The following is a 25075-nucleotide window of genomic DNA, read 5'->3' on the forward strand; positions in this document are numbered from 1 at the left end:
CGGATGATCAGCCGCGCGCGGCGCGTGGGCGATAGGCTGTGGGGTAGTACTCGCGGAACCAGGCGATGAAGCGCCCCAGTCCCTCATCCAGCTCTATCCGGGGCTGGAACCCGGTGGCCCGGGCCAGGTCGCTGGCCTCGGCGCAGGTGTTGAGCACGTCGCCCGGTTGCAGGGGCAGGAGCTCGACCACGGCCTTCTGGCCGAGATGCTTCTCCAGCAGCGCCAGGTAGGTCTTGAGCTCCACCGGGTGCTGGCCGCCGATGTTGAACAGGCGCCAGGGCGCCATGCTGCTGGCGGGGTCGGGTTGCTCGCGGTCCCAGGCGCCGTTGGCGTGGGGCGCGCGGTCGATCAGGCGGGCGATGCTCTCGACGATGTCGTCGATGTAGGTGAAGTCGCGCTGGTGCCGGCCGTAGTTGAACAGCTTCAGCGGCAGCCCTTCGCTGATCGCCCGGGCGAACTGGATCGGCGACATGTCCGGCCGGCCCCAGGGACCGTAAACGGTGAAAAAGCGCAGACCGGTGCAGGCGATGCCGAACAGGTGGCTGTAGCTGTGGGCCATCAGTTCGTTGGCCTTCTTGGTGGCGGCGTACAGCGACAGCGGGTGGTTGACGCCGTCCTGCACCGAGTAGGGCGTGTGCTGGTTGGCGCCGTACACCGAGCTGGAGGAGGCGTAGATCAGGTGCTCGACCGGGTGGCGCCGGCAGCTTTCCAGAATGTTCAGGAAGCCTTCCAGGTTGCTGTCAAGGTACGCCCGCGGGTTCTCCAGCGAATAGCGCACCCCGGCCTGCGCGGCGAGGTGCACCACCACCTGCGGCCGTTCGCGGGCGAACAGCGCTTCGATGGCCGCAGCGTCGGCCAGGTCGGTCGTCACCAGCGGAAAATCCCCGGCCTCGTGGCGCACCCAACGCACGCGGTCGTGCTTGAGCTGCGGGTCGTAGTAGCCGTTGAAGTTGTCCAGGCCGAGCACGTCGTGCCCGTCGCGGATCAGCCGCAGCACGCAGTGGGCTCCGATGAAACCGGCCGCGCCGGTGACCAGGACCTTCATGGCTGCAACCCTTCGGGGGCGATGTGGCGCAGGCCGATGCCGCTGTAGTGCAGGCCGGCCGCCGCCACGTGTTCGGGGTTGTAGAGGTTGCGGCCGTCGACGATGACTTTCGCCCGCAGCTTTTCGGCCAGCAGGTCGAAGTCCACCACGCGAAAGTTTTTCCACTCGGTGCAGATCACCAGGGCATCGGCGTCTTCCAGGGTGTCGTCGCGGGTGGCGCACAGGTGCAGGTCGTCGCGGAAACCGTAAATGCGCCGGCACTCGGCCATGGCTTCCGGGTCGTAGGCCTGCACGCTGGCGCCTTCGGCCCACAGCGCTTCCATCAGGTAGCGGCTGGGCGCTTCGCGCATGTCGTCGGTGTTGGGCTTGAACGCCAGGCCCCAGATGGCGACGGACTTGCCGGCCAGGCCTTCGGGGAACTGCGCCTTGAGCTTGCTGAACAGGATGTGCCGCTGGCGGTCGTTGACGTCGGTGACGCTGCGCAGCAGTTTGAGCGGCATGCCGTTGTGCTCGGCGGTGTGCAGCAGGGCGCGCAGGTCCTTGGGAAAGCACGAGCCGCCGAAGCCGCAGCCGGGGTAGATGAAGTGGTAGCCGATGCGCGGGTCGGAGCCGATGCCCTTGCGCACCGCTTCGATGTCGGCGCCCAGCCGTTCGGTGAGGTTGGCGAGTTCGTTCATGAAGCTGATGCGGGTGGCGAGCATCGCGTTGGCCGCGTACTTGGTCAGCTCGGCGCTGCGGTTGTCCATGAACATCAGTTTTTCGTGGTTGCGGCAGAACGGCGCGTACAGCTCGCTCATCTGCTCGCGGGCCTGGGCGTCGCGGGTGCCGATGATGATCCGGTCCGGGCGCATGCAGTCGGCCAGGGCGCTGCCTTCCTTGAGGAACTCAGGGTTGGACACCATCCGCACCTTGAGGCTGCCCTTGCCGCGCCGCTGCAGCTCTTCGGCGGCGGTGGCCGCCACCTGGTCCGCCGTGCCGACCGGCACCGTGGACTTGATGATCAGCGTGCGGTCGGCCTCCATCACACCGGCGATCTGCCGTGCCACATTGAGCACATGGCTGAGGTCGGCGGAGCCGTCTTCGTCGGCCGGGGTGCCGACGGCGATGAAGATCAGTTCGGCATGTTCCACCGCATCGCTGGCCTGGGTGCTGAACAACAGGCGACCGCCCTTGATGTTCTCTTCCAGGGTCGCCGACAGGCCCGGTTCGCTGATGGGCGGCACCGCCTGTTGAAGTTGTTTAATTTTGTTCGGGTCAATATCGATGCACAAAACTCGATGTCCGACATCGGCCAATGCCGCTGCTTGAATCAGGCCGACATAGCCCGTACCGAATACGCTCACGTCCATATTGGCGTGCCTCGCAAGACGCTGGGGAAGATCGAATTGGAACTGTCAAAAGGGGTATAGCGCAGCGTTGGAAAAGCATGTCAGCAAAATGACATGTTGCACGTGTATAACACCCCCAGTTTTGGGGGCTAAAGGCCATCAAGTACTTGCTGTATCTGGGTTTGTCCCGTCCTTGACATGTTTTTCACATTTCAAAGAAAACGATAAACGGTCGTAGGCCACAAAATTCAAGGCCTGTAACGACTTGGGTGTGTCAGTTTTGAGTCAATGTTTTTTTGACGCTTTGAGCAAAAGTCCGGCACTTCTTGCGCTTTGATGGCCTGCTGCTAGTGTCAGAAATTGACCGACAAACTATTGACCGGTGCCCGCCGATATCCCCCGGAAATGCCATGTTCAGATATTTGAAAGAACTGCTTTTAATTATCTATCTGCTGCTTTATTCCGATTATTACCTGGATCGGTTAAATGCTATCGGGGTCGGTTTTGCGGTAGTTCTTTTTGGCGTTATGTTTTTGGCGCTTACTTTCGCATTACTACTTACGGCCTATATACGTCAGTCTTTCATTCGCCATTTGTTCGCATTGGCGATGTTCATCTCGGCGGTGTTCTTCGATGTGTACATGCGGGTGACCGCCGACTACCTGACCTACAGCGGTTTCGTGTCGCTGGTGTACTCCGGCGGCTTCATCCAGGAAGCGGCGTACCAGTACCGGGATGCGATCGTGCACGGCCTGCTGAACGGCGTGCCGCTGTTGCTCGGCATCGGCCTCAAGCCACGGCGTCCGTTCCCGCTGCCGAATGCGTTGCGGGTGGCGGCGCCGCTGTGCGGGGTGATGCTGCTCAGCGCCGTGCTGTTCGTGCGTGCCGGGGAGGGCGCCCGAGGGCTGCCGGTGATGTACACGCCGTTGGCCTACCTCAACCTGTTCGCCTACGAGGCGCTGCACAACACGGTCGGGCCGCGGGAGCCGGTGTCTTTGGCGCGCAATGGGGCGGCGGTCGGCCACGACATCGTGCTGATCATCGACGAGAGCATTTCCGGCAACTACCTGGACATCAACGCGCCGTTCGGCGTGCACAGCAACCTCAAGGAGGCGCATCCCGGCGTCGCGGTCTTCAACTACGGCTACGCCGCGTCCATCGCCAACTGCAGCGCCGACACCAACGTCACCCTGCGCTACGGCGGCACCCGCGCCGACTACCGGCGGATCAACAGCACCCTGCCGTCGATCTGGCAGTACGCCAAAGGCGCGGGGCTGCGCACGGTGTACATCGACGCCCAGCGCACCGGCGGCAACCTGCAGAACCTGATGGACGGCGCCGAGAAAAAGGACATCGACGAATTCGTCCAGTTCGACCAGACCAGCGTGCGCGACCGCGACATGGCGGCGGCCGCCAAACTGGTCGAACTGCTCAACGACGGCACGCCGCAACTGGTGGTGATCAACAAGGTCGGCGCGCACTTCCCGGTGCACGACAAATACCCCGATGCGTTCATGGCCTACCGTCCGGCGTTGCCGCGGGGCCAGTTCACCGACATCGCCGACACCGGCAAACGCGACGGCTTCAACGGCCAGCCGGACGACTGGGCGCTGTACCGCAACGCCTACAAGAACACCGTGCTGTGGAATGTCGGCGAGTTCTTTTCGCGGGTGTTCGCCCAGGCCGACCTGAACAACGCGGTGCTGATCTACACCTCCGACCACGGCCAGGACCTGCACGAGCGCGGCAACCCCGGCCTCAACACCCATTGCGGCGGCGACCCGGTGGAGGAAGAAGGGTTGGTGCCGCTGGTGGTGATCCAGGGCGAGCGCCTGCAGACCCTTGACTGGCCGGCCCAACTGGCGGCGAACAAGGACCGTTCCAGCCACTACAACATTTTCCCGACGCTGCTGCAGTTGATGGGCTACGACCTGGCGGGCATCGAAGCGGTTTACGGCAAGCCGCTGAGCGTGCCGACAGCGGATGACTTCACCTTCAATTACCGCTTCAACGCGCGGCTGGGGGCCAAGCCCGAGTGGAAGCACATCGATCTGGGCAGCATCGTGACGCCGGGGGAGGCGGGCACCAGCGTGGCGGCGGGGCAGTAGGGCCTTTGGGGCTGTGTCGGCCCTATCGCCAGCAGGCTGGCTCCCACAGGATTCAGTGACGCTCACAAAAGCGGTGGGCAACCGCAACCCTTGTGGGAGCCAGCCTGCTGGCGATGAGGCCGGCCCGGTCGCCGCCGGATGCAGATCCGCTATCCTTGCCCCACACGGACCGCCCGGATGCCGGCATGCTCGAAGTTCAAGACGTCTTCAAAAGTTATCCCACGCCCCAGGGCCTGTTGCCCGTGCTGCAAGGCGTCGACCTGTCGCTCAGGCCCGGCACCAGCCTGGCGCTGATGGGCGAGTCCGGCAGCGGCAAAAGCACGTTGCTGCACCTGATCGCCGGGCTCGACAAGGTCGATCGCGGCCGCATCCGCAGCGGCGGCCACCGGCTCGACGAGATGAACGAGGCACAGCTGGCCCGCTGGCGGCGCACGGAAATCGGCCTGGTGTTTCAGCAGTACAACCTGATCGGCAGCCTGCGGATCGAAGACAACCTGGCGTTCCAGGCGCGGCTCGCCGGGCGGCATGATCCGCGCTGGCAGAACCACCTGGTGCAGCGCCTGGGCCTGGGCGGGCTGCTGCAGCGCTATCCGGAGCAACTGTCCGGCGGCCAACAGCAGCGGGTGGCGTTGGGCCGGGCGCTGGCGGCGCAGCCGACCCTGCTGCTGGCCGACGAGCCCACCGGCAGCCTCGACGAAACCACCAGCGACGAGGTGCTGCGCCTGCTGCTGGAACTGCTCGACGACACCCCCACCACCTTGCTGATGGTCACCCACAGCTCACGCGTGGCGGCCCGGCTGGCCGAACGGGCGGTGCTGTCCAACGGTCGCTTGACGTGACGGTGCTGCGGTACACGCTGGCCGCGCTGCTCAGCCATTGGCGGCGCCACCCGGTGCAGTTCTTCAGTGTGTTGACCGGCCTGTGGCTGGCCACCGGGCTGCTGACCGGCGTCGAAGCGCTCAACAGCCAGGCCCGCGACAGCTACGCCCGCGCCAGCCGACTGATCGGCGGCGAACCCCAGGCCAGCCTTGTCTCGCCGAACGGCGCGCCGTTCCCGCAGCAATGGTTCGTCGACCTGCGCCGCCAGGGCTGGCCGGTGTCGCCGGTGCTGCAAGGCCGACTGATCCTCAAGGGCCACGACAGCCAGCGCCTGCAATTGATGGGCATCGAGCCGGTGTCGTTGCCGGCGGACAGCGCCGTGGCGGGGCAGGCGATGCCGATCGAGCGCATCGTCGGATTCTTCAGCCCGCCGGGAAGCACCTGGATCGCGCCTGAAACCCTGCACGCGCTGAACCTGCAAGAAGGCGACACGCCCCAGGCCGAGAACGGTCGGGCCTTGCCGCCGCTGCAAGCCCAGTCGGACATGGCCCCCGGCGTGCTGCTGGTGGACATCGGCGTCGCGCAAACCGTCCTCGACCAGCCCGAGCAACTGACGCGCCTGTGGTTGCCCGCCGGTTTCCAGGGCGATCTGCCGGCCGGCTTCAAGGGCCTGCTGCAGCTCAAGGGCAGCGGCGAAGAAAACAACCTGGCGCGGCTCACCGACAGCTTTCACCTGAACCTCGACGCGTTGGGGTTCCTGTCGTTCGTCGTCGGCCTGTTCATCGTGCATGCCGCCATCGGCCTGGCGTTGGAGCAGCGCCGTGGGCTGCTGCGCACCCTGCGTGCCTGCGGGGTCAGCGCGCGGCTGCTGATCGCCGGCCTGGTCATCGAACTGGGCGCGTTGGCGCTGGCGGGCGGGGTGTTGGGCGTGGTCAGCGGCTATTGGCTGGCGAGTGTGTTGCTGCCGGATGTGGCGGCCAGCCTGCGCGGATTGTACGGGGCGGAAGTGGCCGGGCAGTTGCGGCTCAGCCCCTGGTGGTGGCTCAGCGGGATCGGCCTGAGCCTGCTCGGCGCGCTGTTGGCCGGGGCCAGCAGCCTGCTGCGGGCGGCGCGCCTGCCGTTGCTGGCGGTGGCCGATCCCCAGGCCTGGCATCAGCAGCATGCGCGCTGGTTGCGGCGTCAGGGCCGGGTGGCGTTCGTGCTGGGGGCGGTGGCGCTCGGCGCATTGCTGTGGGGCGACAGCCTGGCCAGCGGCTTCGCGGTGCTGGCCGGTCTGCTGCTCGGTGCCGCGTTGGCGCTGCCGGTGTTGCTCAGTGCGCTGCTCAACGGTTTGTCCGCGCGCAGCCGTTCGGTGCTGGGCCAATGGTTCGTCGCCGATTGCCGGCAGCAGTTGCCGGCGCTGAGCCTGGCCCTCATGGCCTTGCTGTTGGCCATGGCCGCGAACATCGGCGCCGGCAGCATGACGGCCGGGTTCCGCCAAACGTTCAACGACTGGCTCGAACAGCGCCTGACCGCCGAGCTGTACCTGAACCCCGCCAACCCGGCCCAGTCCCGGGAACTCTACAGTTGGCTGCGCCAGCGAGCGGAGGTGACGGCGGTGCTGCCCAACTGGCAGGTGGCGGTGACGCTGCAAGGCTGGCCGACGGAGGTGTTCGGCGTGATCGACCATCCGCACTACCGCCAGCATTGGCCGTTGCTGGAGGCCAGGGGCGACGATCCCTGGGCATCGCTGGCGGCGGACGACGCGGTGATGCTCAGCGAACAGCTGGGCCGCCGGCTGAAGGTGCGCCCGGGGGATCGCCTGACGATCCCGACGCCGGGCGGGCCGTGGTCGCCGAGGGTGGTGGGCATCTATGCCGACTACGGCAACCCCAAGGGCCATGTGCTGGTCAACAGTGCTCACCTGCTGCGCAACTGGCCGCAACTGACGCCGAACCGCTTCAACCTGCGGATCGATCCGGCGAAGATTCCGGCGTTGCTCGACGCCTTGCAGGCGCGGTTCCGGCTCGACGATTCCCGCATCGTCGATCAGGCGCGGCTGAAAGGTTGGTCGGTGCAGGTCTTTGAGCGCACCTTCGCCGCGACGGCGGCGCTCAACAGCTTGACGCTGGCGGTGGCCGGGGTGGCGCTGTTCATCAGCCTGCTGACCCAGAGCCAGAGCCGCCTCGGCCAGCTCGCACCGCTGTGGGCGCTGGGCGTGACGCGGCGCGGGCTGATGCTGCTCAACCTCGGCCAGACCTGGCTGCTGGCGGTGTTGACGCTGCTGGTGGCGTTGCCGCTGGGCATCGGGCTGGCGTGGTGCCTGGACGCGGTGATCAACGTGCAGGCGTTCGGCTGGCGCCTGCCGCTGCGGGTGTTTCCGCTGCAGTTGCTGCAACTGACGGGGCTGGCGCTACTAGCGACGCTCTTGGCATCGGCGTGGCCGTTGTACGCGTTGTACCGCACGCAGCCGGCGGACCTGCTGAGGACCTTTGCCCATGAGGATTGAGGTGGCGGTTCTGCTGTTCGTGGTGTCGCTGCTCGCCGGCTGCGGCGAGCCCGCGCCGGAGCAAAAGGGCTTCGCTGGCCTGGGCAACCAGGCGCAGGCATTCACGCCGGTGGTGCCGGGGCGAGTGTTCAGCTTCCCGGCGGACCATGGCCCCCACGAAGGGTTTCGCATCGAATGGTGGTACGTCACCGCCAACCTCAAGGACGGCCAGGGCAACGAATTCGGCGTGCAATGGACCTTGTTCCGCAGCGCCCTGAACGCCGCTGCGCCGCAGCCGGGTTGGGCCAACCAGACCATCTGGCTCGGCCATGCGGCGGTGACGTCCGCCAACGTCCACCATGCCGCCGAGCGCTACGCCCGCGGCGGCACCGGGCAGGCCGGGGTGCGCCTGGCGCCGTTCGAAGCGTGGATCGACGAGTGGCGTTTCGCCGAGCAAGCGGGGGAGGCGTTGAACGACCTGCAGCTCAGCGCCCAGGACCAATCCTTCAGCTACCGGTTGCACCTCACCACGGATCGTCCGTTGGTGTTGCAGGGCGATCACGGTTATAGCCGCAAGTCTGAGCAAGGCCAGGCGTCGTACTACTACAGCCAGCCGTTCTTCCGGGCCGAAGGCACGCTGCAGATCGACGGCCAGCGCTACACCGTCAGCGGCCCGGCCTGGCTCGACCGCGAATGGAGCAGCCAGCCCCTGACCGCCGACCAGACCGGCTGGGACTGGTTCTCCCTGCACCTGGACAGCGGCGAGCAGGTGATGCTGTACCGCATGCGCCAGAAGGACGGCGCGCCGTACCTCACCGGAACGTGGATCGGCGCCGACGGCCAGCCGCAGACGCTGTCCGCCGCGCAGATCGTCCTGACCCCCAAAGACACGGCGAAGGTCGCCGGCCGGGCGATGCCGGTGCGTTGGACGGTGGCCATACCCGACAAGCGCTTCGACCTCACCCTCGACGCCCTCAACCCCAACGCCTGGATGAACCTGCGCATCCCGTACTGGGAAGGCCCGGTGCGCCTGAGCGGCAGCCACGGCGGGCAAGGCTATCTCGAAATGACCGGGTACTGATGCGATGTGAGAGCGGGCAAGTCGACGCCCACAGTGTCCGAGTTAAACACAACCTCTGTGAGCGCCCCGCAACCTGTGGGAGCCCGCCTGCTGGCGATGGCGTCGGCAGGGACAGCGTCTATGCTCAACCCCACGCCCGACGCCGGGCGCTGCCATCCATCACAGGGAACGTACCGCCTATGAAGCTCCGCGCACTCACCCAAGCCATGGCCCTCGCTGCCGTCCTGTCCACCGCTGGTCTGACGGTGCACGCCGCCGACATTCCGCTGTCCGCCACGGTCGAAGACGATCAGGTCACCACCAAAGTGCTGGCGGTCGATGCGGCCAAGCATCAGGTGGTCCTGGAAGGCGCCGAAGGCCGCGAGGTCCACATCCAGCTCAGCGACAACGCGAAAAACCTCGGCAACCTCAAGGTCGGCGATCAGGTGAAGCTCGAAGTCACCCATTCCGTCGCCGCTTATCTGGACACCGACGTGGATAAAGGTCTGCCTGGCGCCACCGAGCGCACCGGCGAACTGCGCAACGCCCCGGGCACCCCCAACCCCGGCGGCGAGGCGTTCCGGCAGGTGCAGGTGGAACTGAAAATCACCAAAATTGATTTGGCGAAAAATCAGGTCACCCTGGAAAACCCGTCCGGCCAGTCGAAAACCCTCAGTGTCGAAAAGCCTGAGATCCGGGCCAAACTTAAAAACCTCAAAGTCGGGCAAAGCGTCGTGGTCACTTACACCGATGTATTAAAAGTGACCACCGAACATGAAAGTTGAGTATTGACTCTACAAGATGACTGTTCTTGTACAAGTAATGGTATGAGAACAGTCATATGAAAATGTTCCAACCGGTGAGTTAAGCAAGTTTGCCGGTAAATATCGACGATTGAACTCCGTTAACTTTTTCGTACATAAAATTCATGTTCAATCAGCACGACATATCCGCCAAATTCCATTAAAATCCTTCCCGTTCGCCCAGTGTCAGGGCTCTTTACCGGTGCAAGGATTGCCAGGCCATTACACTGGGCGAACACCTCGACCGGCATTGACCGTCAGGAATTTTGTATACAAAAAAGGGCGACTGTACAGTCGCCCTTTTTATTGGCCTCAACTTTTGGCTGTCCTCAAGCCTTGTCGCAACTCAAACCGATTGAGCGCGCTGTGATACATCCTGGTGCGCCGGTGGCCGTTGCCGTAGCGGCCCGAAGCCGCCACCGTGCCGGCCTGGATATGATCCAGATAGCGGAAGACCGTGCGCGGCGACAGAAACTTCACCCCGTATCCCAAGCCGACCATGCGGTCTTGCAGGGTATATCCGGGCACCCGGTCATCCATCGAGAAGTGCAAAGCGTTGGCTTTGATCAAACGCGCATTCCACAAGGTGCAGAAACTCTTCAAGTGCGTTTCCCGGTAGGGCTTGGGTTCTCGGGAAGGCAAACCGATGCGTTGTTTGGCCCGGCGGAAGTAATGCTTGAAGTAACGCGACGATAAACGCCACGCATCCCTGAGCGCACCGCGGTCGATCTGCTCGACGCAACCGACTGCCGCCATCTCCGGCAACTTGGTGCACTCGCGCATCATCAACGGGAAGATGGCGGGGTCATAGACAAAAGTGTCGGTGTGCAACAGGAACAGATAGTCGGTCTGCACTTGCGCCAAGGCGAGATCAAGTGCCTTGCCATGGGCGATATGGCCTGGCTCCGACGGCACGGCAGGGCGTTCGATCAAGTTGATCCAGTCGAGCGAACGCAAGTAATCGAGGCTTTCGTCCGCGGAGTCGTTATCGACCACCCACACCGGAATTCGATGTTCAACGACATGCTGGCGCAGAAGCTCCAGGCACATCCGGGTGATGTCCCGGGTCTTGTAGTTCACCAGTACAAGGCTGAAATCCGAATGCTGTCCGGCGGGCAAATCCAACGCGCTCATCATGACGACCCATTTGAAAGGCAATGGCAGGGTGGGCGACGGCCGATTCGTACATGGGCGCCGCTTTCTGGAGCGCAAGGTAGCGGGGCAACCTTAGTTCAAACTTAATTTTGCGGCGCCGGCGGGCGCCGCAGATGTTACGGCGTTTGGCGGCCGGGCAGGGCGGTGCGTTAAGATGCGCCGCCCCATTTCAACTCAAGGAAGAAAACGGCCCACGCCGTTGCGTCACGGATGAAACCACTGTCCCTCTACCACCCCGTCCTCTACTGGCTGCGGGTGTGGCAAAAACGGCTGTTCCGCCACATCGCCTGGCACTGCTCCAGCTGCCGCTATGCGCAGCGGCGCACCGCTGAACGCCTGCCGTTTCGCTACCTCAAGCACACCTCGAAACTGATCCGCAAACTCGGTGATTCGGACCTGGCCCTGCAACACAACAAAGTCATCAACCTGAGATTGGCGGTCGCGTCCATCGACGGCATCGTCATCGCCCCCGGCGAACACTTCTCCTTCTGCCGCCTGGTCGGCCGCCCGACCCGCCGGCGCGGCTACGTCGAAGGCATGGAACTGTCCTTCGGCGAAGCCCGCCAAGGCGTCGGCGGCGGCATCTGCCAACTCAGCAACCTGATCCACTGGATGGCCATCCATTCCCCCCTGGTGGTCACCGAACGCGCCAACCACAGCTTCGACCCCTTCCCGGACGACGGCCGCATCCTGCCCTTCGGCTCCGGCGCCGCCATCTTCTACAACTACATCGACCTGGTGCTGCACAACCCCACGGACCGGCACTTTCAGCTGAAGCTGAACGTGGGGGAACAGCAATTGGAAGGGGAGTTGCTGTGCGACCGGGAACGGGCGTTCCGGTATCACGTGTTTGAGCGTGGGCATCGGTTTGTGCGTGAGGGGGGGCGGGTGTTTCGTGAGAACGAGATCTGGCGGGAGGTGCGGGAGAAGGGGCAGGTGGGGGCGTTGGTGGAGAGGGAGCGGCTTTATCGGAATCGGGTGGTGGTGAAGTATTTGGTGGAGGGGGAGGTGTTTGAGTGACCTGGCGACATGAGTTTCAGAAGTGGAAAAATATGCCGGTATCCATTTCTATTGCTAGCGCTGTAAGTTTCTTTAATTTTTCTATGGCTTCGGATTCTGTGTTTTGGGAAACGCTATCCAGTATTTGCAAGGTGGTCATAAGGTCGCGCTGTCCTGAAATGCACTCGTCTTCATAATCGTCAATGGATTTTTCAAGGGTAATGTTTATTGTGTCAAACACTCCGGATCGAAAAAGTTCGTAAAGTGTTTCGTCAGAGATGAGGAGTTCTTCGAGGTCTCCGGGCAAACACTCATCAAGATCGAGTCGGTGCATTGCTTCTATGGAAAGTGGTACTGATATGGTCTTCATTTCGTGTCGTCCGTCAGGGAATCTATGGTTTTTGTATTGTTCTGGCGTGTCGTTTTTTCAATTTTTCTTCGCTCCAGCCCAGTTCGGAAAAGACAGCTATTGATACTTCGATCAATTGGTTTTCAGAAAAATAATTTGCATGCCATTGATTTCATTGCCTTAGTATAGGTGCGTTGGAAAGCGTGTCTCTGTCAGGTGTAATTTTTGTTTGGTGGAAACCACTCGCAATTACTGTGAGTACTGGGATTTGGTGCCATGCACAAAGAAATGTGTATATTTGTAAATTAGCCGTGGATTCGTTTGTTGTGGTTGTTTTAAGGGTTTCTAAGATGTTTATTGTTATTTCGGAGATTTCTTCTCCTTCTGCGCTAGAGCTCTGAAAACTAACTACATTCTCAAAAGTGAGCATCCAAAGCTGCTCTTTCCAATCAAGAAATTCTACGGTGATTTTTCTCGGTGTGCTTGTTATTTTCTTTATCGTGCCATCGATGGCGGAAAATTCATTCACTTTGCTATTCTGGGTATCTTAGTTGGGTATGAGTTGTTAGGTATTAGCTTTCCGGATTGTAGTAGCGGCGGTGCGTTGTTGGTGCTGCACCAGAAAAATTTATAGAGGGAATGTGAAGGTTAGTTGTTTTGCTTTTCTGAATCCCAGGCGGGATGCGTATCTATAGCATACTTAAACCAATCATCAAAGTTTTTGTAATCGTTATGAAGTCTCCAGCCCTCTGAGGCGAAAGAGTGGATGATGAATACCTGATGGTTCTGGGAGTAGTCGTTTATATGCAGTGACTGCTACTCAGCAGGCTCCACTGGTTTACATTCATACAGCGCACAGGTTAACTACATTTGATGCTGGTCTAGCACGGGTCAGATTTTATCCACTTGTTTAGCGGAAGTGTATTGAGGTTACTCCTGAATGCATCTCTTGCGTCTTGGAGAGTCATGTGGTTCGGGGTGCTGTAGGTGTTCGGATCGGTTACTCCGCTGTCTTCCCAGTTACACAAAGCGCAAATCTCATATTCTGCAATTGAGGAAAGTGTGCGAAACCCACAGCAAGGGCAGGCTTCCAGTTGCTCAGTTTCTCCATGAATAGTGTAGTTCTCGATTTTTAAATCATTTAATCTTTTTGAGAGATATTCATTGGTGGTGCCCCTGTATCTGGATTTTAGAGCTATGAGGATTAGATGGTCATATAAGCTATTCTCTATGTCCCCTGGGTGGTCATCATTGTCTATGATTAACTGCTTTAGCTTTTGGGGTAGGCTGTTGAAGTGCTCGTTGCTCTCATCTATGCCCCACCAATCTAAAATATACGACTCGCGATCCTCGTTGGTTAGTCGTGTTATTTCGTCTGATGTGATTTTTTCAATGGCTTCAATGCGATTGATTCTTTTCATTTGAAGTCCCTTTTTACTTGATTTTTTCTAGTGCCGCAGTAATGGCTTTATCAAGCGCTTCCCAGTTTTTTGCTCTCTTGCTGTAGATAGGAATCTCCCAGTTGGAATTTTCAATGAGGGTGATTCTGAACGATCCGTACTCACTAAACTCGGGATACCATCCGATATCAATTGTCATGCCGAGCGGGAAGGATGCTTGAAATAGGTCCTCTTTCAAATCATCGGTGATGAGTGATATGTCAATGGTTTTGTTGAGTTTCGATATGTCGTCAAAGGTGATTGTTCCACCTAGCTTCTCTATTTTGTCAAATCCATAGATTTTCATTTTATTTAAGTCTGTCCTGAAAGCAAATTTATTTGCTATGGCTTACTTGTCTGTCATTGGCGTGAGCTTTAAATTATGTTGCACCGTCGTTATGGTATGCCTTGATATTTGCTATGGTAATGTTTTCTGCGTTACACATGGCTATGCATGAGTTTGCAAACTCGAGTTTGACCTTGTGGCTTGAATCGGTTTGTGTAATTGTTAAGGTAATGGGGCCGCTGAAGTTGAAATTTTCTACCTTAAAGTCTTCTATGCTGACTATGTATAGGTTGAATTCGTATTCGTTGTATTTTTCTAGTCATTTCGTTGGTGCGGAAGTTGGTTCTATTTTGTTGTGCAGTTTTAAGCATATGGAGTTTCCGTCTAGCATTGCATACGAAATATGCATGCTGGCAGATGAGTAGTCTTCTCCAAAGGTAGAAGTCCACATTCTTTTGTTTGATATTGATGATGTCCACATTTCAGGTTGCTCAAAATACATAATGGTTGCTTTCTTCAGCAGTGGGCCGTTGAGGTCGTGTTCGTGGGCGTTGAACTGCAGAAGTGAGTGTCGTAGCGGTGCGCAGTTGGCTACCGGTCGGTTGATCTCACGGTCGTCATAGCCCTATTTGTTGGGGAGAGGAGCTGTAAGTTTAATATCTTTAATTGTGTAAGATTTTCTTTAGCTGTGTTGTTGGTGGCTCGAGTTTTTTGATGTTGGTGGTTTTTTGTTGTGGAATTACCACGTTGTAGGATCTTCAGATTCAGCCTTTGAAAGATCTGCTTCCCAGGTTTTCTTAGCGATTTGGTAAATGTCCTCAAAAAACCACGTGGAGTGTCGATCTCGTCTGCGGGCCATGGAGATGCTGAAGGTTCGTCAGTTTCGTAATCATACTCAAAGGATGTTGAAAAGTCATAGTTCTTGTCAGTTATGGCTTTTTCTAGCTCTTTTATCAATAGGTATTTATGTTTGTATGATAGGTGCTCCTGGTCTTTTATTATGTAATTCTTGATTATGGTTTCTCTATCGGCTTTGTTGTTTGGGTTGAGTTTTAGTAGTTTTGATTTGAAGCTGTCATCTTTGTACTCTGTGTCGAGTCCTGCTAACAAGGAATCAACAGTTGGTTTGTAGGGTAGGTCTGTAAACGGAACTCTAAGCATGGTAGTTTTTGAGGTGGTTAACATTAATTGATGAGGAGTGCGGTGAGCGGTCGATTTGTGTCAGATTTTTCGAGTTTTATTTCTACGCTGTTAATATTTTGAGTATCTCTTCTGTTTGGCTTGTCGCTCGACCTGCAACAGGCTGCTCTATTTTGGCGATAGGTCTTTGATTTCTATCGTATCTTGCGTGTGCGGGCAGTCCAGGGGGGCTGAGCGTCGTAGCGATTCCCGGTGACGAGCTTCTGGCCGGCACCGCGGCGTTCGCGGATCAGGTTGACGTGGGTGCTGTGGTTGTAACGGCGTTGTTTGATTGTAAAAAGTATAGGTTTGAAGTTGAGTTTTCAATTTTTTGAATCTTTTTTTGTTTTTCGTATTCTTTCAGTATGGTTTCGATTGTTTTGAGGTTTGTATAGGAGGCGTATTTCTCCGGGAATTCGCATGCGTAATTATATAGGCGCCATGCATCAAAGCCATCGGTTCTTTCATCTGGGGCGAAGTCAAAATCGATACAGTGGTCTTGATGTTCTACCATGCATCCATTTCCATGTAGCTGGTAGCTGATTGTGTCGGTGATCTCTCCTCGTTGAGCTATTTTGTTTTGTCGCCATAGTTTATGAAGCTCGCGTGAGCCAAATTTATCTTCAAGGAGTTTTAGGGAAGACTCTACGCTTTCTAGAAAGCTAGCAATTAATGAGCTGAAGTCTTTGTCTGTCATCTTCTTGGTCGCTCTAATCTATCATTTCCAGCATTTCCAGCATTTCCAGCATTTCCAGCATTTCTGGCTGATTCTAATATGTCGTCCATAGCTGCGTAGTTTTTGTTGCCGTATTCTTTCAAGTCGGTGATCAGTCTAATGCTAACGGGCGTATGCGTTCGCCTTTCTGCTGCCGCTCGTTGATGTCCGTCAATAATGTAGTAGCTTCCCGTCAGTTAAATCGGATCCGGCGTCAGGAACCGTCCAGTCCCCGGATTGTAGTAGCGAAGGCGGTCGTAGTGTAGGCGCGTTTCTGCGTCGAAGTATTGGCGCTGGAAGCGCAGCGGGTTGTCGATTTCGGCCACGTCGAGGGCGGCGAGGTTGCCGTTGGCGTCGTAGGCATAGCGGCGAACAGGCTCTTGTCGCGTTATCTGATGTCGTGGGCTTGCGTTTGGTACTGGTCGAACAGCACGTGCTGGGTCAAGGTCTGGTCGAGTGCGAACTATCGAGGTCGATGCTGACAGTTTTCTATTTAAGGTTTAGTCCGAAGGGGAACGTTTCTAGTGTTGATCAGATGTTAGTCGGGTATAAAAATGTTTTTTTTGCTTTGATTTCAACGAAAAACGGGGTTGTTTTTTCAATGTGAATGGGATTTAACGAAATCAAAGCCAGTGAGTTGCCAATTCTTAGCACGCCACATCCATCAGCTGTTATGTCCATTAGCTCTCCTGTAATGTGGAGGAACTCGGCGCTTGAGTAAATTGAAGGTGACTGTTTGTCAGAAAAGAAAATATTTACATTCCAGGTAAACTCATCTTCGATGTCGATTTCTACATCATGCGCTTGGTTTTCTACCGGCTTCGGGCCAATAAAATTGGAGAGACCTTCACCATAAGAGGTAGAGAACTCTACATGGGCTATGTCGAGATGGAATTCTACTATACGTGTAATTGTGATTTTCATCTGTTTTGTACCTGGTGGAACTCGATTTTGGATGTAGTTTAAGGTGCGGCATAGTTGAATCAGGTTGCTGTGGGCGTCGTAGGTGTAGTAGCGCTGAAACAGGTGGTTCTTGTAGCACTAGCTTACGCTATGGGTCAAAAGTCAGCCCTAATCGTCAACTTTATCCTTGAACTCGTGCGGAACTGTATGCAGGGGGGGGGGCTCTATTAATCTAATGGATACTCGCATGTCCAAGGGGGAGTAAATAGTTCAGGATCGATGTTGTTGTTTTGTAGGAAGATATCGATTTCTTCTTCAGTGTCAAGTTTTTTACAATTGGTTATTATTGTGTCGCTTGCTCCGATGCTATCTCTTGTTTCTAGAATGTGAATAGGTAGGGTGAAATCTACAATTACGTACCTTGAACCCTTTGCGTTTTCTAGGAAGCTATAGTAGCGCTCTCCTGGGAATCTATTGTCAAAATCAATGTGGTATACAGCGTAGATCGCAACCCATCGTCTCAGCTTTTCATCTGCGGTAGGAAGTTTCTGAGCTATTTCGGTATAGGATTTTGCCTCCAGTCCCCACCAAATATTTCTCGGTATTTTCTTTATACTGTTCATTTCTGCTGTCCCAAGATGGGGGGCTCCAGAATAATCTAAGCGATAGGTGGTTGTAGTGTAGACTGGTTTGTGTAAAAGGTATTAAGGTACGGCGGAAGTTCTATTCAGCTAGCATTCGGTACTTTAAGATGCTCGCCAATAGAACGTCTAATCGGCCAATTTTTTATCGCTATAGTTGGTGGCGGTGTTGCAGAATGTATCATTGGTGTGGTGGGTGAGGGTTTCTCGATAAGTTAGAGCTGTTTCGATAACGTGTATTCTTTGTTCTGGCTGTTGTTCTTATTTCTTAATTTGATTCAGCTTTAAGGAGTAAACTTTTTAGCTCAGGCTCAATCTCGGTGGGAGGGGTTTTGGTTATAACCTCTTTGATAAATTTTGCATACTCTTCCTCTATTTTCACTTCTGCTTATTTTAAGTTTATAGATTGAGTGTCTAACATAAAGGACTCGATTTTGCTGATGAATTCAGCCTTGTCTTTTGTTCTAAACTCCCCTAGAAATCCTTCAGAATTTTTTAGAGGGTTTCCTTTATTATCGTACCTGATTGTCAGGAAGTCGATTACAAACTCCCCGTTGGGATCACCCTCAGGTTCAACTCGGGAGTCGAAGCAATGTCCAGTTGAGCGTCGGACTCCACCTAGTAAAACGGAGCTGCTAAACCATTCGGCAGTGTTAGGGGTAAGCTCAACTTCAAATAGATTATTGATTGTGATTGTCCAACCGCTTGGGACTCGAAGTGGCTGGAGCTCATGCTCTAGACGGGTGCTCATGTTGTTTTGTTCTTCATGTGCTTTTTAACCAGTGATGAGGTGTAGGAGAACTATGTGTAATGGAGTCGACAGTTCTTAAGTGCGTGTTTTTGCGTGAAGGTATAAAGCGTTAGAGACTTTGAATTGCCTCGGGGATTCTGATCGAATCAATTTTCTTTAGTCTTAGGTTGTTAAGTGTGTCGTCTATTTTGTTGCTGTAGGGCGAGGGTGTGATAATTTGTGCTGCCGAATGAATGTCGCTTTCAATGAAGCGAGCTATGAGTGTTTCATGCTGCTCTATTAGGAAATCCAGTAAGCCTTGTGAGGTTATGCCGTTGTCATTTTTGCATAGTTTTCTCCATATGGAACGGATGTCTACATTTTCTTTTGTAAGAATTATTATGGTGTTTCGGTGTTGTGTAAGTTCGTTTGGGTTGAAGCTGATGCTCTGCGTTTTGTTGAATTGGATGTATGAGTATATTTTTGTGGTGTCATTCTTTTCCAATAGATCTGCTTTTTTCAGCGTTTTTTCAATCTCTTTGCGTAAGCGTAGCTCTTGAACTTTCTCTGATGCTATAGAATAGCCTGCGGTCCGCCATTTCATTAGTGTTGGCCATTCGGAAGCTAGTGCAGTTGCAAACTTTAACCATGTCTCCCAAATCTCTGCAATAGAAGAATCAATAAGTGAGAATGTTACAAAGTCAGGTGTTGCAAGGCTTGAGGGCTGCTCCCAAAGCTTAATTCCAGGTTCGCAGGCATAGAGTGTTTTCATGTTCTTTTTTATTAAAGTAAGTGTGCGAATTGTCGCCTTTTTTTAGTGCGGTCTTTGTAACCGTTGCACCAGTTCACCCGCTCGCTTGATCGGATCCGGCGTCAAAAACCGTCCAGTCCCCGGATTGTAGTAGCGATGACAACATAAAGGACTCAATTTTGCTGATGAACTCAGCAGTGTCTTTTGTTCTAAATGTTCCTAGAGATTCTTCAGAATTGCTTGAGGCTGTATTTTTAGTGTTGGTGCATGTCTAGACTGTCATTGGAAAACCTTGCGAGGTTGTCTGCCAGAGATCAATTCGTCCACAATTAAACTCAATTAAGTCATCTTTCTCTAATCCTCCGGGCAGGTGATCTTCAATGACTAGATTGATTTTTCCGACGGCAATAAGTTGTTGGGTGGTGTCTGTTACTTTGGCAACAACTCTTCTGGAAAGTCCGGAGTTTTCTATATTCCAAATTCCCACAGTAGGTTCGTTCTCGCAGATCATCGCATCCCTCATGGAAAAAACGTGCAAGGGTTCATCTATTGTCTCTCCAATAGTTCTATCGCATGGCTGCGAGAAAGCAACGCAGGTGAACTCTCCATCGCTAATTTCAACCTCTGCTTCCTCAGCGCTTTCCGAAATCCACTTGATATTCTTAATTATCATTTTTATCACTCGGCTTGTTTTTATATGGGGACTTCCATCCAGCTGCGGGTTAGATCCAATTGTATCTGTTTTGGCTGATTTTGGCTGAGCTTTCCAACCTAAACTTGGAGCCTTGTTTTCAAAAAAAATGAAATTGGTTTTAGGTGCGGTGTGGTGATTTCTCCTGTGGCTCTATCGATGCCAACAAGTAAGCCCTTAGCACTGCCTGCTCCTCCTGGAATTGCGACATAAGCATTCAGCTCGGGAGCAAATGTCCCATTGCGAGTTACTGAATTTGCGTCAGCTACATACTGTTCAAGTGTATAGTTGTCTTCGCCTAGTGTTTGTTTTATTTCCTCACCATGCTTTTCAAAGTGACGTACGTCTTCTCCTGGCTTGATTTTTTTGTCAGCAACCGGGGCGGTGGAGTTCCATCCTTAGCTTTGGCTTTCTCTTCAGGCCTCGATGACGCAGAAGCGTTGTTCTTCCCTCCAAGGCACTTACTTTGGCCCAGTGGATCCACCCAGCCAGTAGGGTTAGGCACGTACTGGTAGTTGTTCAACCCACCCGCCAGCTTGATCGGATCCGGCGTCAGGAACCGTCCAGTCCCCGGATTGTAGTAGCGATGGCGGTTGTAGTGTAGGCCTGTCTTCGCGTCGAAGTACTGGCCCTGGAAGCGCAGCGGGTTGTCGATTTCGGCCACGTCGAGGGCGGCGAGGTTGCCGTAGGCGCGGTATCTGGCCGACCACATGATCTCGCCGCTGTAGTCGGTGAGTTCCTGCGGGGTGCCGAGGTGGTCGAGCTGGTAGTAGAACGGCGTGGCCCGGCGCGGGCCTTCGCCGTCGAGCATCGCCAGCGGGCGGAAGCTGCCCGGTTCGTAGATGTAGCTGCGGTAGCGGTTGTCGGCGCTTTCGGCGATCAGGCGTTCGCCTTGCCAGAGGAACTCGGTGGTGTGGCCGTCGACGGTCTTCTCAATGCGGCGGCCGAAGGCGTCGTACCTGTAGCTGGCGGTGCTCCCGTCCGGGTTGACCTGCAGGGAGCCATCGTCTTGTTCGTTGGACGAGGGAAAGTGTTCACGTGAAAATTTCACATAGTGGCATCGCCATCTTCGCTATTTATTTTATATAGGTTCGGTAGCCTGCTTCGAAGTTGCTGCGGGTATGTATGTTGCTGAATGATGTGTCGAACAGTCCAGTGAGTGGTGGTTGGGCTGGTTTTGCTCTTGAATTTATTGTTATAAGGGATTCATTGAGTTTGGTGTAGTTTTCTATATATGTGTGGCTCGATGAGTCGAACTCAAGTGATATAGATTTTGGTGAAATGATGGCGAAGTTGATTAGTAGCTCGGGGGTCGAGCAGGATCTTCCTCCGATGTCGTAGATTCTATCTCCGGAGTTGAATGTTTGACCATGGCGCTCGTGAATCAGATATCCATGATCTTGATTTGATAGTCGCAGTAGTTTTTCGTATCCTTTTGTTTCTTTGAAGTTGATGATTGCATTGTTTATTATAAGGAAACCATCTTCGGTCATGTGCTTAGTGAAATCTGGATCTTGCCTATTTATCGAATTTGTAACGGGCTCGTCGATCAGATTGAGAACGAAATTTGATAGGGTAAGACTCAGTTGTTTGCTTAAGTTTTCGGTTGGCAGGATGTCTATGTAGGATACAATTCCACCGGCGTTGTCGAAATCGAGCGCGCCAAAAGCTTCTGTAATATCAATTGAAAAAATCATTTTGCCCTCTCGATTACAAATTGATCGAGTGTTTTTGATCCTATTTGTTCGCCGCTGACAGTTTTGAACCCTTTTGGATCAACTTTTGTGTGCGAGACGATTTTAAGTCCTAGCTCTTCGATGTTTCTCAGGGATTTTTTTATGTATTTATTTGCATATGCGCTGCCAGTGATGGTTATTTGTCCATTTTCAGACAGTACTCTTAATATTTCTGAGTTTAAAGGATCAAATCCGTATGGGTTATCCATGTTGATGTGGCTTTGCGATCCAGACTTTATGCCTGATAAGTCGGTTGCATCTCCAGCGTGGACACCAGGTGCTTTAGGGTCAATATCAATGTTGTAGTAGCCTTCAATTGGGTTTGTTCCTGCCCCAATGTTGAGTGATCCATCAGCATCTGCCGGTTTGTCTAAAAATTTGCGGGATGCCCCAGGACATTGGTTTAGTCCCAGAGGATCCACCCAGCCTGTGGGGTTGGTTACATATTGGTAGTTGTTCAACCCACCCGCCAGCTTGATCGGATCCGGCGTCAAAAACCGTCCAGTCCCCGGATTGTAGTAGCGATGGCGGTTGTAGTGTAGGCCCGTCTCCGCGTCGAAGTACTGGCCCTGGAAGCGCAGCGGGTTGTCGATTTCGGCCACGTCGAGGGCGGCGAGGTTGCCGTAGGCGCGGTACTTGGCCGACCACATGATCTCGCCGCTGTAGTCGGTGAGCTCCTGCGGGGTGCCGAGGTGGTCGAGCTGGTAGTAGAACGGCGTGGCCCGGCGCGGGCCTTCGCCGTCCAGCATCGCGAGCGGGCGGAAGGTGCCGGGTTCGTAGATGTAGCTGCGGTAGCGGTTGTCGGCGCTTTCGGCGATCAGACGTTCGCCTTGCCAGAGGAACTCGGTGGTGTGGCCGTCAACGGTCTTCTCGATGCGGCGGCCGAAGGCGTCGTATTTGTAGCTGGCGCTGCCCCCGCCGGGCAGGGTGACGCCGACCAGGCGGTGCTGGGTGTCGTAGCGGTACTCGGTGACGAGCTTCTGGCCGGCGCCGCGGCGTTCGCGGATCAGGTTGCCGTGGGCGTCGTAGTCGTAGTGGCGGTCGCCCTGCATCAGCAGGCGGTTGCCCTTGACGTTGGCCAGGTTGGCGACGGGCAGGTCGTTCTGGCCGAGGAGGTTGCCGGCGGGGTCGTGGGCGAAGCTTTCCGGGGTGGCGCCGCGCACGCTGATGAGGCGGTCGAGCGGGTCGTAGTGGAAGCTGCGGTTGCCCTTGCGGCTGTCGTCGATGCCGGCGAGGTTGCCGTTGGCGTCGTAGGCGTAGCGGCGCTGGAACAGGTTCTTGTCGCGCTGGCTGACGCTGTGGGCCTGCAGCCGCCCTTGTTCGTCGTACTGGTATTGGCTGAGCAGCAGGCCTTGCTGGCGTTGCTGTTCGCGGCCGGCGCTGAACTGGTGGCTGGTCAGGCGGGAGCCGTTGAGGTCGATGCCGCTGAGCTGGCTGCCGGGCAGGTGGCGGTAGTCGAGCGTGGTGGGTTTTACTATGGCTGGTAAATGTTTTTAGTGCTGGTGTTTATTTTGAAAGGAAAGGTTTCGCCTGTTATTTTTAATCTGGTATCACTTGCTTGGATGCTCGTTATATTGCTTATCACAAGCTTTAGGTTTTCAGTTTGCGGGAATAGTGCAAAAAGCAGGTCGAAGTAAAGGTAGTCCTTTATTAAGGATGCGGATAGGGTTGGAGATTTTTTCGTTAGCTCGTAAAACTCGGGATACTGCAAAGTTTGTAGTTCCTGGATGTCAGGGAAGCCTTGTTCAGTATCGTCAAGCCTGCATTGTTGGATGAATGTGTTGGCGTGTTCTATGAAGCTGCTTGGCAGTTTGTTAAAGTCGATAATTAGTTCGTATTGTTTCGTTTTTAGGTCTGTTGGTTCGCCGAAGCCAAGGCTTCGGCATCCAATGTGATGTTGATTAACTGTTTCGTTTTCTGAGGTGAATCTCATGGAGTCGTTCCTGGTGGTAGTAAAGTTATTGTTTCGCTCAGGCATATCTCGCCTGAGCAGAGCACCCAAAGCACACCATCGAGCATCAAGCGATCATTGCTGCGAGGTCTGTCTCTGACTATGCATTTCATGCCGCGATATTGGCTTGTCGTCAAGCTTAGGGGGGTATTCATGGCGTCTTCTTTTTTGGGTCTCCGGTTATTAGCAGCAAGCAAATTACCCATACATATATAGAAGGTTGTCGAACAGTTGAACCTCTTCTGGCGTGTACTCAATTTTGTTGTGGCGGCGAATATCTTCCAACACCCCTTTGATCGGTACTTGTCGCGAAGGATTCTGAACAATTTCGATTAGGCGGTCGAAGTCGAGATATTTGCCCTTGAGATATTTCTCAATTAATTCTTTGAGCGCCGTACGGGCCTGCAGATCGGTTAGCACAGCCATTTCTCCGGATAAAAGTGACATCTTGCACGTAGATGAAGTCGGATTGACTGGTTTCGGAGGCTCAGCAAATGCGCACCACGTGCACCTTGTTCACGGGAGGTGACGCGCCCATCAATGCGGAATAAGCTGATGGGCTCCGTCGTCAAAGATAAATTAAAGATTATCGATGTTGGCTGGGCCACCGTCGTCAATGAGTTTGCTCATACGACGATTATAAAGCTCTATGTCTTGTGGGTTATTGTCGGTTACGACAGTCTTTCTTAGGAATGCCATGACGAGCGAGATTTTCTGTTTTTCACTATCAGCGGCATTTCGCACAAGGTCGAATCCATGCTTCGACAAAAAAGGATGCTTATTTCGCAGGTAATAGTAGCATCCAATGTTCTCAAGCAGATCATTAGCGTCATTTTTAGTAAGCTCGACCGAGTTTAAGTAGGCGCTAAACGCCCCCTTCAATATCTCTGTTGAGTTATCCAATGTTTTCAAATAACCACATAGCCCCTGCCAATTTATGATATGCAACTGGGTTCCCCAGTCAGGGTCTCGTGTGAAGTATTCGCCATTCCCTCTAAAATAATCGGGAAACTCATTTTTATTTAAGGCTGTTTCAAAATTGGTTGTCATTGGAGTTGTTCCCAATCATCAAATTGGCTTAGAAGTTTCTTCATGTCGGCACCGTGATCGATTTTCTCGGAGCCGATGAGCGCTGCCTCTTTGGTGCCGCTCTTGGTCTCGCCACCAGGAACCCATTCTTTAGGGTAAGCACCGGCTTCGTTCCCGTTAGGTATTTCGTATTTGAATCGTGGGTCATCAGGTTTAATTTTTACTAGATAAATTTTAGCTGACGAAAGGTCGTTCGAACCCAGATTTAGCTCTCGGTTTAGAACCTCCCAGTCTCCACCACTTGCTTTGTATTTTGCAACTACACTGTCCATTTCGGACGGTAGGCCTACAAATTTTCTAGGGGGGAACGTCGGATAGGAGGATCGCTCAATCCACTGATCAATAACAACAAATGAGCCACCTTGTTGTCTAAAAGCCTCTTCGTGAAGGTCTACATACTGCTCCGGCAAGTACTCACGCGCACTCCCAGGCCGATTGCCTCGTTCTAAATTAATAATCTCATCATATTTAGATTGCGTCATCGGGATGCGATCAGGCTTGGTCGCATTTGCGGTATTGTTCGGGGGTTTACAATCTGCTCCAGGGCAGTTGTCCAATCCTAGTGGATCCACCCATCCCGTAGGGTTAGGCACGTACTGGTAGTTATTCAACCCACCCGCCAGCTTGATCGGGTCCGGCGTCAGGAACCGTCCAGTCCCCGGATTGTAGTAGCGATGGCGGTTGTAGTGTAGGCCTGTCTCCGCGTCGAAGTACTGGCCCTGGAAGCGCAGGGGGTTGTCGATTTCGGCCACGTCGAGGGCGGCGAGGTTGCCGTAGGCGCGGTACTTGGCCGACCACATGATCTCGCCGCTGTAGTCGGTGAGTTCCTGC

General features: G+C 54.8%; 24 protein-coding genes and 4 pseudogenes. 6 read left to right on the forward strand and 22 right to left on the reverse strand.

The annotated features are described in order from the left end of the window. Window positions 1–7 precede the first annotated feature (7 nt). Together CAG41_RS27070 and CAG41_RS27075 are read right to left on the reverse strand one after the other, a co-directional pair. Window positions 8–1045 (reverse strand): NAD-dependent epimerase, encoded by a 1038-nt coding sequence (locus CAG41_RS27070; protein ID WP_085634002.1) that lies wholly within the window; start codon window positions 1043–1045, stop codon window positions 8–10. Further along, window positions 1042–2394, reverse strand: a complete 1353-nt coding sequence (locus CAG41_RS27075) for a UDP-glucose/GDP-mannose dehydrogenase family protein (protein ID WP_085634003.1) — start codon at window positions 2392–2394, stop codon at window positions 1042–1044. Before CAG41_RS27075 ends, CAG41_RS27070 begins: the two co-directional genes overlap by 4 nt. Before the next feature lie 389 nt (window positions 2395–2783). On the opposite strand from CAG41_RS27075, the gene CAG41_RS27080 reads away from it, so the two are divergent. The 5 genes from CAG41_RS27080 (at window position 2784) to CAG41_RS27100 (ending at window position 9612) form a co-directional block, all read left to right on the forward strand. Further along, window positions 2784–4481, forward strand: a complete 1698-nt coding sequence (locus CAG41_RS27080; RefSeq protein WP_085634004.1) for a sulfatase-like hydrolase/transferase — start codon at window positions 2784–2786, stop codon at window positions 4479–4481. A 185-nt stretch (window positions 4482–4666) separates the two neighbouring features. Beyond that, window positions 4667–5320: an ABC transporter ATP-binding protein gene (locus tag CAG41_RS27085; RefSeq protein WP_085586753.1), complete on the forward strand. Its 654-nt coding sequence runs from the start codon at window positions 4667–4669 to the stop codon at window positions 5318–5320. After that, complete coding sequence (locus tag CAG41_RS27090) at window positions 5317–7788, forward strand: FtsX-like permease family protein (protein ID WP_085707716.1); 2472 nt, start codon at window positions 5317–5319, stop codon at window positions 7786–7788. Before CAG41_RS27085 ends, CAG41_RS27090 begins: the two co-directional genes overlap by 4 nt. Continuing rightward, a complete protein-coding gene (locus CAG41_RS27095; protein WP_085707717.1) occupies window positions 7778–8848 on the forward strand; it encodes a lipocalin-like domain-containing protein in 1071 nt (356 codons plus the stop codon). Before CAG41_RS27090 ends, CAG41_RS27095 begins: the two co-directional genes overlap by 11 nt. A 179-nt stretch (window positions 8849–9027) precedes the next feature. Continuing rightward, on the forward strand, window positions 9028–9612 hold the full coding sequence (locus CAG41_RS27100) for a hypothetical protein (RefSeq protein ID WP_085707718.1): 585 nt from the start codon (window positions 9028–9030) through the stop codon (window positions 9610–9612). Window positions 9613–9942: 330 nt separating this feature from the next. On the opposite strand, the gene CAG41_RS27105 is transcribed toward CAG41_RS27100, so the two are convergent. Then, a complete protein-coding gene (locus CAG41_RS27105; RefSeq protein ID WP_085707722.1) occupies window positions 9943–10764 on the reverse strand; it encodes a glycosyltransferase in 822 nt (273 codons plus the stop codon). A gap of 231 nt (window positions 10765–10995) precedes the next feature. Between CAG41_RS27105 and CAG41_RS27110 the strand changes: the two genes are divergently transcribed. Further along, the gene (locus CAG41_RS27110) at window positions 10996–11805 is read left to right on the forward strand and encodes a VanW family protein (RefSeq protein ID WP_085707719.1); all 810 of its coding nucleotides are present in this window, start codon (window positions 10996–10998) and stop codon (window positions 11803–11805) included. Window positions 11806–11821: 16 nt separating this feature from the next. On the opposite strand, the gene CAG41_RS27115 is transcribed toward CAG41_RS27110, so the two are convergent. The 19 genes and pseudogenes from CAG41_RS27115 to CAG41_RS27170 form a co-directional block, all read right to left on the reverse strand. Further along, window positions 11822–12154, reverse strand: a complete 333-nt coding sequence (locus CAG41_RS27115) for a hypothetical protein (protein ID WP_085657037.1) — start codon at window positions 12152–12154, stop codon at window positions 11822–11824. Between the two features lie 151 nt (window positions 12155–12305). Beyond that, window positions 12306–12662, reverse strand: coding sequence for a hypothetical protein (locus tag CAG41_RS28460; RefSeq protein ID WP_139834261.1), 357 nt, complete (start codon window positions 12660–12662; stop codon window positions 12306–12308). A gap of 352 nt (window positions 12663–13014) precedes the next feature. Next, window positions 13015–13554 (reverse strand): CPCC family cysteine-rich protein, encoded by a 540-nt coding sequence (locus tag CAG41_RS27120; RefSeq protein WP_085657038.1) that lies wholly within the window; start codon window positions 13552–13554, stop codon window positions 13015–13017. Window positions 13555–13567: 13 nt separating this feature from the next. Continuing rightward, window positions 13568–13879 carry a hypothetical protein gene (locus tag CAG41_RS27125; protein ID WP_085657039.1) on the reverse strand — a complete coding sequence of 104 codons (312 nt, stop codon included), beginning with the start codon at window positions 13877–13879 and terminating at the stop codon, window positions 13568–13570. A gap of 570 nt (window positions 13880–14449) precedes the next feature. After that, window positions 14450–15019, reverse strand: a complete 570-nt coding sequence (locus CAG41_RS28465) for a hypothetical protein (protein WP_139835002.1) — start codon at window positions 15017–15019, stop codon at window positions 14450–14452. A gap of 268 nt (window positions 15020–15287) precedes the next feature. Continuing rightward, complete coding sequence (locus tag CAG41_RS27130; RefSeq protein ID WP_085657040.1) at window positions 15288–15734, reverse strand: hypothetical protein; 447 nt, start codon at window positions 15732–15734, stop codon at window positions 15288–15290. A gap of 218 nt (window positions 15735–15952) precedes the next feature. Continuing rightward, a pseudogene (locus CAG41_RS28470) lies at window positions 15953–16111 on the reverse strand (RHS repeat-associated core domain-containing protein); the annotation flags it as partial. Between the two features lie 172 nt (window positions 16112–16283). After that, entirely contained in the window at window positions 16284–16676 is a 393-nt protein-coding gene (locus CAG41_RS28475; RefSeq protein WP_139834263.1) for a hypothetical protein, read from the reverse strand. Window positions 16677–16882: 206 nt separating this feature from the next. Further along, a complete protein-coding gene (locus CAG41_RS27140) occupies window positions 16883–17278 on the reverse strand; it encodes a hypothetical protein (RefSeq protein WP_085657042.1) in 396 nt (131 codons plus the stop codon). 878 nt (window positions 17279–18156) lie between these two features. Then, a complete protein-coding gene (locus CAG41_RS28480) occupies window positions 18157–18798 on the reverse strand; it encodes a hypothetical protein (protein ID WP_139834264.1) in 642 nt (213 codons plus the stop codon). Between the two features lie 69 nt (window positions 18799–18867). After that, window positions 18868–18936, reverse strand: a pseudogene (locus CAG41_RS29330) (RHS repeat-associated core domain-containing protein); the annotation flags it as partial. Between the two features lie 112 nt (window positions 18937–19048). Beyond that, window positions 19049–19450, reverse strand: coding sequence for a hypothetical protein (locus CAG41_RS28490; protein WP_139834265.1), 402 nt, complete (start codon window positions 19448–19450; stop codon window positions 19049–19051). A 474-nt stretch (window positions 19451–19924) separates the two neighbouring features. After that, a pseudogene (locus CAG41_RS27145) lies at window positions 19925–20453 on the reverse strand (RHS repeat-associated core domain-containing protein); the annotation flags it as partial. Between the two features lie 91 nt (window positions 20454–20544). Continuing rightward, window positions 20545–21165 carry a hypothetical protein gene (locus tag CAG41_RS27150; protein WP_085634012.1) on the reverse strand — a complete coding sequence of 207 codons (621 nt, stop codon included), beginning with the start codon at window positions 21163–21165 and terminating at the stop codon, window positions 20545–20547. 424 nt (window positions 21166–21589) lie between these two features. Further along, window positions 21590–22664: pseudogene (locus CAG41_RS27155) on the reverse strand (RHS repeat domain-containing protein); the annotation flags it as partial. A 14-nt stretch (window positions 22665–22678) separates the two neighbouring features. After that, window positions 22679–23137 carry a hypothetical protein gene (locus CAG41_RS28715; protein WP_170930309.1) on the reverse strand — a complete coding sequence of 153 codons (459 nt, stop codon included), beginning with the start codon at window positions 23135–23137 and terminating at the stop codon, window positions 22679–22681. 216 nt (window positions 23138–23353) lie between these two features. Next, the gene (locus CAG41_RS27160; protein ID WP_085707723.1) at window positions 23354–23575 is read right to left on the reverse strand and encodes a hypothetical protein; all 222 of its coding nucleotides are present in this window, start codon (window positions 23573–23575) and stop codon (window positions 23354–23356) included. A 159-nt stretch (window positions 23576–23734) separates the two neighbouring features. After that, complete coding sequence (locus CAG41_RS27165) at window positions 23735–24205, reverse strand: hypothetical protein (protein ID WP_085707720.1); 471 nt, start codon at window positions 24203–24205, stop codon at window positions 23735–23737. Next, window positions 24202–25075, reverse strand: an 874-nt coding sequence (locus CAG41_RS27170; RefSeq protein ID WP_178081846.1) for an RHS repeat-associated core domain-containing protein, incomplete at its 5' end; no start/stop codon positions are given. The genes CAG41_RS27170 and CAG41_RS27165, both read right to left, overlap by 4 nt.

It is taken from the genome of Pseudomonas sp. B35(2017) (assembly GCF_002113645.1).
GTDB classification, from domain to species: Bacteria; Pseudomonadota; Gammaproteobacteria; order Pseudomonadales; family Pseudomonadaceae; genus Aquipseudomonas; species Aquipseudomonas ekonensis.